The 6,531-nt window shown below is 69.8% G+C and carries 7 protein-coding genes; 4 read left to right on the forward strand and 3 right to left on the reverse strand.

The genetic code is table 11. The features are described 5' to 3' along the window. The 4 genes from JWN68_RS09030 to JWN68_RS09045 all read left to right on the forward strand — a co-directional run. The coding region (locus JWN68_RS09030; protein WP_297737826.1) for a multifunctional oxoglutarate decarboxylase/oxoglutarate dehydrogenase thiamine pyrophosphate-binding subunit/dihydrolipoyllysine-residue succinyltransferase subunit at positions 1-2,108 on the forward strand (2,108 nt) is incomplete at its 5' end. Between the two features lie 14 nt (positions 2,109-2,122). Further along, positions 2,123-2,299, forward strand: coding sequence for a DUF6104 family protein (locus JWN68_RS09035; protein WP_297737829.1), 177 nt, complete (start codon positions 2,123-2,125; stop codon positions 2,297-2,299). Next, a complete protein-coding gene (locus JWN68_RS09040; RefSeq protein ID WP_297737832.1) occupies positions 2,280-2,933 on the forward strand; it encodes a TetR family transcriptional regulator in 654 nt (217 codons plus the stop codon). The genes JWN68_RS09035 and JWN68_RS09040 overlap by 20 nt, the downstream gene beginning before the upstream one ends. Positions 2,934-2,999: 66 nt before the next feature. Then, positions 3,000-3,518 carry a nitroreductase family deazaflavin-dependent oxidoreductase gene (locus tag JWN68_RS09045; RefSeq protein ID WP_297737835.1) on the forward strand — a complete coding sequence of 173 codons (519 nt, stop codon included), beginning with the start codon at positions 3,000-3,002 and terminating at the stop codon, positions 3,516-3,518. A 1-nt stretch (position 3,519) separates the two neighbouring features. Here the strand turns inward: JWN68_RS09045 and JWN68_RS09050 are convergent, their stop codons facing one another. The 3 genes from JWN68_RS09050 to JWN68_RS09060 all read right to left on the reverse strand — a co-directional run. Next, complete coding sequence (locus JWN68_RS09050; RefSeq protein ID WP_297737838.1) at positions 3,520-4,254, reverse strand: SDR family oxidoreductase; 735 nt, start codon at positions 4,252-4,254, stop codon at positions 3,520-3,522. Continuing rightward, on the reverse strand, positions 4,251-5,219 hold the full coding sequence (locus JWN68_RS09055; protein WP_297737841.1) for a zinc-binding dehydrogenase: 969 nt from the start codon (positions 5,217-5,219) through the stop codon (positions 4,251-4,253). The genes JWN68_RS09050 and JWN68_RS09055 overlap by 4 nt, the downstream gene beginning before the upstream one ends. Positions 5,220-5,708: 489 nt before the next feature. Further along, positions 5,709-6,531: malic enzyme-like NAD(P)-binding protein (locus tag JWN68_RS09060; RefSeq protein ID WP_297737843.1), on the reverse strand; the 823-nt coding region annotated here is incomplete at its 5' end.

A 6,531-nucleotide genomic window follows, 5' to 3' on the forward strand; every position in this document is an offset into this window, starting at 1 on the left:
TCGACGAGATCTGCGAGGCGGCCGCAGAGGTCGGCCTCGACGAGGTCGCCATGGGCATGGCTCACCGCGGTCGGCTCAACGTGCTGGCCAACATCGTCGGCAAGAAGTACAGCCAGATCTTCCGCGAGTTCGAGGGCAACATCGACCCGCGCACGGTCCAGGGCTCGGGCGACGTGAAGTACCACCTCGGCGCGGAGGGTGAGTTCATCGCCGGCTCCGGCGACCGGATCAAGGTCTCGGTCGCCGCCAACCCCTCGCACCTCGAGGCCGTGGACCCGGTGCTGGAGGGCATCGCCCGCGCCAAGCAGGACGTCCTCAACAAGGGAGCGGCATACCCGGTCCTGCCGCTGCTCGTGCACGGTGACGCCGCCTTCGCGGGTCAGGGTGTCGTGGCCGAGACGCTCAACCTTTCGCAGCTGCGCGGCTACCGCACCGGCGGCACGATCCACGTCGTGGTCAACAACCAGGTCGGCTTCACCACCTCGCCCGGATCGTCCCGGTCCTCGCTCTACTGCACGGACGTCGCGCGCATGGTTCAGGCGCCGATCTTCCACGTCAACGGCGACGACCCCGAGGCGTGCATTCGGGTGGCGCGGCTCGCCTTCGAGTACCGCCAGGCGTTCAACAAGGACGTCGTCATCGACCTCGTCTGCTACCGCCGACGCGGGCACAACGAGGGCGACGACCCCTCCTACACCCAGCCGCTCATGTATGACCTGATCGAGCAGAAGCGCTCCGTGCGCAAGCTCTACACCGAGTCCCTCATCGGGCGCGGCGACATCACCGTCGAGGAGGCCGAGCAGGTCCTCAAGGACTACCAGCAGCAGCTCGAGCGGGTCTTCACCGAGGTGCGCGAGGCCAGCAGCCAGCCCTCGGAGTGGACCACGGTGCCGGACTACCCCGACAAGCCCGCCGGGGAGTTCACCACCGCGGTGACGCCCGAGGTCCTCAAGCGGATCGCCGACGCCTACACCAGTCCGCCGGAGGGATTCACCGTCCACCCCAAGGTCATGCCCCAGCTGCAGCGGCGTGCCTCGGCGATCGTGGACGGCCCTATCGACTGGGGAACCGGCGAGATCCTGGCCTTCGGATCGCTGCTGATGGATGGCCGCCCGGTGCGCCTGGCCGGGCAGGACTCGCGCCGCGGCACGTTCGTGTCGCGCTTCGCGACCATCATCGACCGGACCAACGCCGACGAGTGGACGCCGCTCACCAACCTCACCGAGGACCAGGCGAAGTTCCACGTCTACGACTCGCTGCTCTCCGAATACGCCGCGCTCGGCTTCGAGTACGGCTACTCCGTGGCCAGACCCGACGCGCTGGTGCTGTGGGAGGCCCAGTTCGGTGACTTCGTCAACGGTGCCCAGACCGTCATCGACGAGTTCATCTCGGCCGGGGAGACCAAGTGGCGCCAGCAGTCCGGCGTCGTCCTGCTGCTCCCCCACGGCTACGAAGGGCAGGGTCCCGACCACTCGTCGGCACGCATCGAGCGCTTCCTCACCATGTGTGCCGAGGACGCGATGGTGGTGGCGCAGCCGTCCACGCCTGCGTCGTACTTCCACCTGCTCCGCCGCCACTCGCTCGGCGAGGAGCACCGCCCGCTCATCGTCTTCACGCCGAAGTCGATGCTCAAGCGCAAGGAGGCGGCCTCGCAGCCGGGGGACTTCACCGGCGGGACGTCATTCCGGCCCTTCATCGGCGACGAGACCGCCGACCGAACCAACGTCGAGACCCTGCTGCTCTGCTCGGGCCGCGTGACCTGGGACCTGATGGTGGAGCGCACCAAGCGCGAGGGGGGCGAGACCTTCGCCATCGGCCGCGTGGAGCGTCTCTACCCGCGCCCCGAGCAGGAGATCCGCGACGAGATCGCCAAGTACCCCAACCTGAAGGCGATCCGCTGGGTGCAGGACGAGCCGGTCAACATGGGTCCCTGGCCGCACTACCAGCTCAACGTGTGGCCCGGGCTCGACCTGACGGTCGAAGGCGTGACGCGTCCGGCCTCGGCGTCGCCGTCGGTGGGCACGATCAAGCGCCATGCCGAGGAACAGAAGTCGCTCCTCGACGCGGCGTTCGCGGCACCCGCCGACGCTCCCGGTCGCGACTACTGAGTCGGCTGGCTTCGATGTACTTCACCGACCGCGGTCTCGAGGAGCTCGTACGGCGCCGGGGTGACGAGGAGGTCACCCTGGCTTGGCTCGCGGACCAGTGCCAGGTCTTCGTCGACACCTTCCCCGAGTTCGAGACCCCGATCGAGCGATTCGCGACCTGGCTGGCTCGCCTTGACGACCCCGAGGACTGACCAGCCGGTCGAGGTCCTGGAGGTCTCCGAGTCGCGCGCCGACCGCAAGGAGCGCACTAGACAATCGATCCTGGATGCCGCGCTGACGCTGACGGCGGACTCCAGCCTGGTCGCGGTCTCGCTGCGACAGGTCGCCAAGGAGGTCGGCGTCGTCCCGACGGCCTTCTACCGGCACTTCGACTCGATGGAGTCCCTCGGCCTGGCGCTGGTGGAGGAGAGCGTGGTCGCCCTCCGCCGGATGCTTCGCGAGGTATGGCGCCAGGCCCCCGAGTTCCGCGACTTCATCGACGGCTCACTGCCCCTGGTCGCGTCCCACGTGCGCGCTCACCCCCAGCACTACGCGTTCATCGTCCGGGAGCGCGTCGCCGGACCTCCTCGTGTCCGCGAGGCGATCCGGCACGAGATCGAGCTGATCACCCGCGAGCTCGCGGCAGACGTGTCCCGCGTGCCCGGCAGCGACGTCTTCTCCCCCGAGCACCTCAACCTGCTGGCGGACCTCATCGTCTCCTCCGTGGTCACCACGGCCGAACGTCTCGTCGACCAGCCTGAGCAGGAGGAACGCATCATCGCCGCCACCCGCACCCAGCTGCGGATGTTGCTCATCGGCGGACTCAACTGGCGCTCGCCACGCTGAGATCTCGCCCGGTCATCGGCTGGCCGTCGGCTGGTTCCCCGCCCGCTCTGGGCTAGGTTTCCGGCCATGGGAGTTGCTGACGACCTCGGATACCACCACCGCCGCCCCAACCGGGCCCAGGCCGCCATCCAAGCCCTCGCGTCCACGAAGCCCGGGGCCTGGGCCTTCTCCAAGACCGTCCGGCACCTCGACGACGCGGTGACCCGGCTGACGCACGGCAGGCACACGGTTCCCGAGCTGCTCGCCGGCCTGCCCGTCCTCGACCTGACCACGACGGGGCGGAAGTCCGGGCAACCCCGCACGAGCCACCTGATCTCGATCCCGATCGGCACAGACCTAGCTCTGCTGGGCACCAACTTCGGGCAGCCCAAGACACCGGCCTGGGTGCTCAACCTCGAGGCCGACCCGAACGCCTCGGTGCGCTACCGCGATGCCACGGTCTCGGTGCGCGCGCGCCCGGCGACCGGGGAGGAGCGGGCGCAGGTCATGGCGCGCTCCGCGGGCATCTACGGGGGCTACAAGAAGTACGAGCAGCGCGTGACGGGCCGAACGGTCCGGGTCTTCGTGCTCGAGACCGCAGTCTGAGTCAGGTGCCGGGTCGGGGCGTGACCGGACGCACCGTGACGTCGGGGATCGTCGCGTCGGGAGGCAGGTCCAGCACGTGCAGGATCGTCGAGACGACTGTCTCCGCGCTGATCCAGCGCGTGGAGTCGTAGGTCCGGCCCTCCTGCTCGTGCACCTTCTCCTGCATCGGCGTGGCGGTCCGGCTCGGGTAGACCGTGGTCACCCGGACGCCGTTCTCGATCTCCTCCGCCCGCAGGGCGTCCGCCAGGGCCCGGAGCCCGAACTTGGAGGCGGCGTACGCCGACCAGTCCGCGTTCGCCGTCAGGCCGGCCGACGAGTTCACGAACATCGCTGTCCCGCGGGTACGGCGCAGGTGCGGCAGGAGCTCGCGGGTGAGGACCGCAGGCGACGTCAGATTGACCGCGATCTGCTCCTCCCACTCGTGCAGGCGGAGCCGGGACACCGGTGCGAGGTCGACGACGCCGGCCACGTGGATCAACGAGTGGACGTCTCCGTCGACTCGGCGACCGATGCCGTTGAGGGTCCCGGGATCTGCGAGGTCGGCCAGGAGCACCTGCGCCTCCGGGAAGCCCGCGGCCAGCGCGGCCGCGCTGGGCTCGCCTCGTGCCAGCAGCACCAGGCCGTCTCCACGCTGGGCCAGCGTGCGGGCGAGCACGGCGCCGATGCCGGAGGTGGCGCCGGTAAGCACGTGCCTGGCGATCGGTCGGGTCGCCGGCTGGGTCGTCGGGTGCGTCATCGGGTCAGGACGATCTTGCCGAAGACGTCGCCGTCGGCCATCGCGGCGAACCCCTCGGGTGCCTGCATCATCGGCAGCACGCGGTCGATCAGCGGGCGGGTGCCCGTGGCGTCGAGCATGGTGACGAGGGATGCCAGCTCGGCACGCGTACCCATCGTCGAGCCGATGACCTGCAGCTGCAGGAAGAAGATCCGGGTGAGCTCGGCGTCGTCGAGGTCAGGCCCACTCGTCGTGCCGCTGATGACGATCTTGCCGCCCGGCCGCAGTGACCGCACCGAGTGCGACCATGTCGCGCGACCGACGGTCTCCATCACGGCGTCCACCTTCGCCGGTAGGCGCGCGCCGGACTCGAAGACCTCATGGGCGCCGATCGCGAGGGCCCGCGACCGCTTGGCCTCGTCACGGCTGGTGGCCAGCACCTTGAGTCCGCCGGCGCGGGCCAGCGTGATCAGGGCAGTCGCGACTCCTCCGCCGGCCCCCTGCACGAGCACGGTGTCCCCTGCCTTCAGCCCGCCCTGGGTGAACAGCATGCGGTAGGCCGTCAGCCACGCCGTCGGCAGGCAGGCGGCCTCCTCGAAGCTCATCGAGGGCGGCTTGGCGACGACGTTGGCACGGGGCACGACGACCTTGTCGGCGAAGGTGCCCTGGTGCCGCTCGGAGAGCAGCGACCGCTTGGGGTCGAGCGTCTCGTCGCCACTCCAGTCGGGCTCGCTGATCACGGCGTGGACGACGACCTCGTTGCCGTCCTCGTCGAGCCCGGCGGCGTCGCAGCCAAGGATCATGGGCAGCCGCTCCTGCTTGAGACCCACCCCGCGGAGCGACCACAGGTCGTGGTGGTTGAGGCTGGCCGCCTTGACGGTGATCGTCGTCCAGCCGTCGGGGGGCGTGGGGTCGGGCCGCTCGCCGACCACGAGGCCGGACAGCGGATCGTCGGAGGAGAAGGCTTCGGCGTACACGGCGAACATGCGGGTCACGCTATCGAAGTGACGTCACGGGACGTCGGACCGCGCCGGGGTGACCTACACGCGTCGGTGAAAGGTGACCTTGCCGTTGGGCGGGCGGGCTGGTGTCGTCGCGGGGTGCCACCTCGTACGTTCGCCGAATGTCTTCAAGCGCTCGGACAGACCGCCAAGGACCTCGTCTGACCTCCGCCGCCTGGTGGTTCCGCGACTCGGAGATCAATCAGACCCTGTGGCAGCTGCCCGACCCCGCGCTGTGCGTCTGGTTGACCGCCTTGGGGCTGGGGCAGTTCGACCTGTCCGACGCGCACACCACGGCCGTTGACGGCACCCGTCTCGGAGCGCTCCTCGTGTGGTCACTGGACGAGGTGGTGCGCGGCTCCAGCCCGTTCCGTCGCGTTCTTGGCGGGGTGGTGTCCTCACCGCACTGCTGGTCTCGCTCGTGCTTGGCTGACTTTCCAGCCCGTCGCCGTGCACAGGCGAGGAGGGGGCGCCTCAGCGGCGCGCGACCCCGTCGAGACGCGCGGCTGCGGCCACGGCCTCGCGCACCGCCCCCGGGACCCGAGGGTCGAAGGGCGACGGGATGACCAGGTCCTCCGCCAGGTCGTCGCCCACGAGGTCGGCGAGCGCGATTGCGGCGGCGAGCTTCATGTTCTCGGTGATCGCCGAGGCATGGACGTCGAAAGCGCCGCGGAAGATCCCGGGGAACGCCAGGACGTTGTTGATCTGGTTGGGGAAGTCCGAGCGCCCGGTCGCGACGACGCGGGCGTACTTGTGCGCCACGTCCGGGTGCACCTCGGGCGTCGGGTTGGCGAGGCCGAAGATGATCGCGTCCGGCGCCATGGACGCCACGACCTCTTCGGGGACGGTGCCGCCCGAGACCCCGATGTAGACGTCGGCGCCGGTCATCGCGTCGGCCAGCGAGCCGGTGCGACCGAAGGTGTCGGCCGTGTCGGCTGCCAGGGAAGCCTTGACGGGCGTGAGGTCCGAACGCGTTGAGCTGAGCACTCCCTGGCGATCGATGACGGCGATGTCGCGGACCCCGGCACCCAGCAGGATCCGGGCGACCGCCACCCCGGCGGCGCCGGCGCCGGAGATGACCACCCGTGTGGTTTCGGGGCTACGACCGGTGAGGCGGAGCGCATTGGTCAGGGCAGCAAGGGCCACCACGGCCGTACCGTGCTGGTCGTCGTGGAAGACCGGGATGTCGAGGCTCGCCTTGAGGCGTTCCTCGATCTCGAAGCAGCGCGGCGCCGAGATGTCCTCGAGGTTGATCCCACCGAAGCTCGGAGCGAGCCGCTGGACCGTCTCGATGATC

This window comes from Nocardioides sp., assembly GCF_025964975.1.
In the GTDB taxonomy this organism is placed as follows: Bacteria; Actinomycetota; Actinomycetes; order Propionibacteriales; family Nocardioidaceae; genus Nocardioides.

Coding starts and splice junctions, on each gene's coding strand:
- JWN68_RS09050 (WP_297737838.1), bottom strand. CDS start 4,254: ATGACGCACCCGACGACCCAGCCGGCGACCCGACCGATCGCCAGGCAC.
- JWN68_RS09045 (WP_297737835.1), top strand. CDS start 3,000: ATGGGAGTTGCTGACGACCTCGGATACCACCACCGCCGCCCCAACCGG.
- JWN68_RS09035 (WP_297737829.1), top strand. CDS start 2,123: ATGTACTTCACCGACCGCGGTCTCGAGGAGCTCGTACGGCGCCGGGGT.
- JWN68_RS09055 (WP_297737841.1), bottom strand. CDS start 5,219: ATGTTCGCCGTGTACGCCGAAGCCTTCTCCTCCGACGATCCGCTGTCC.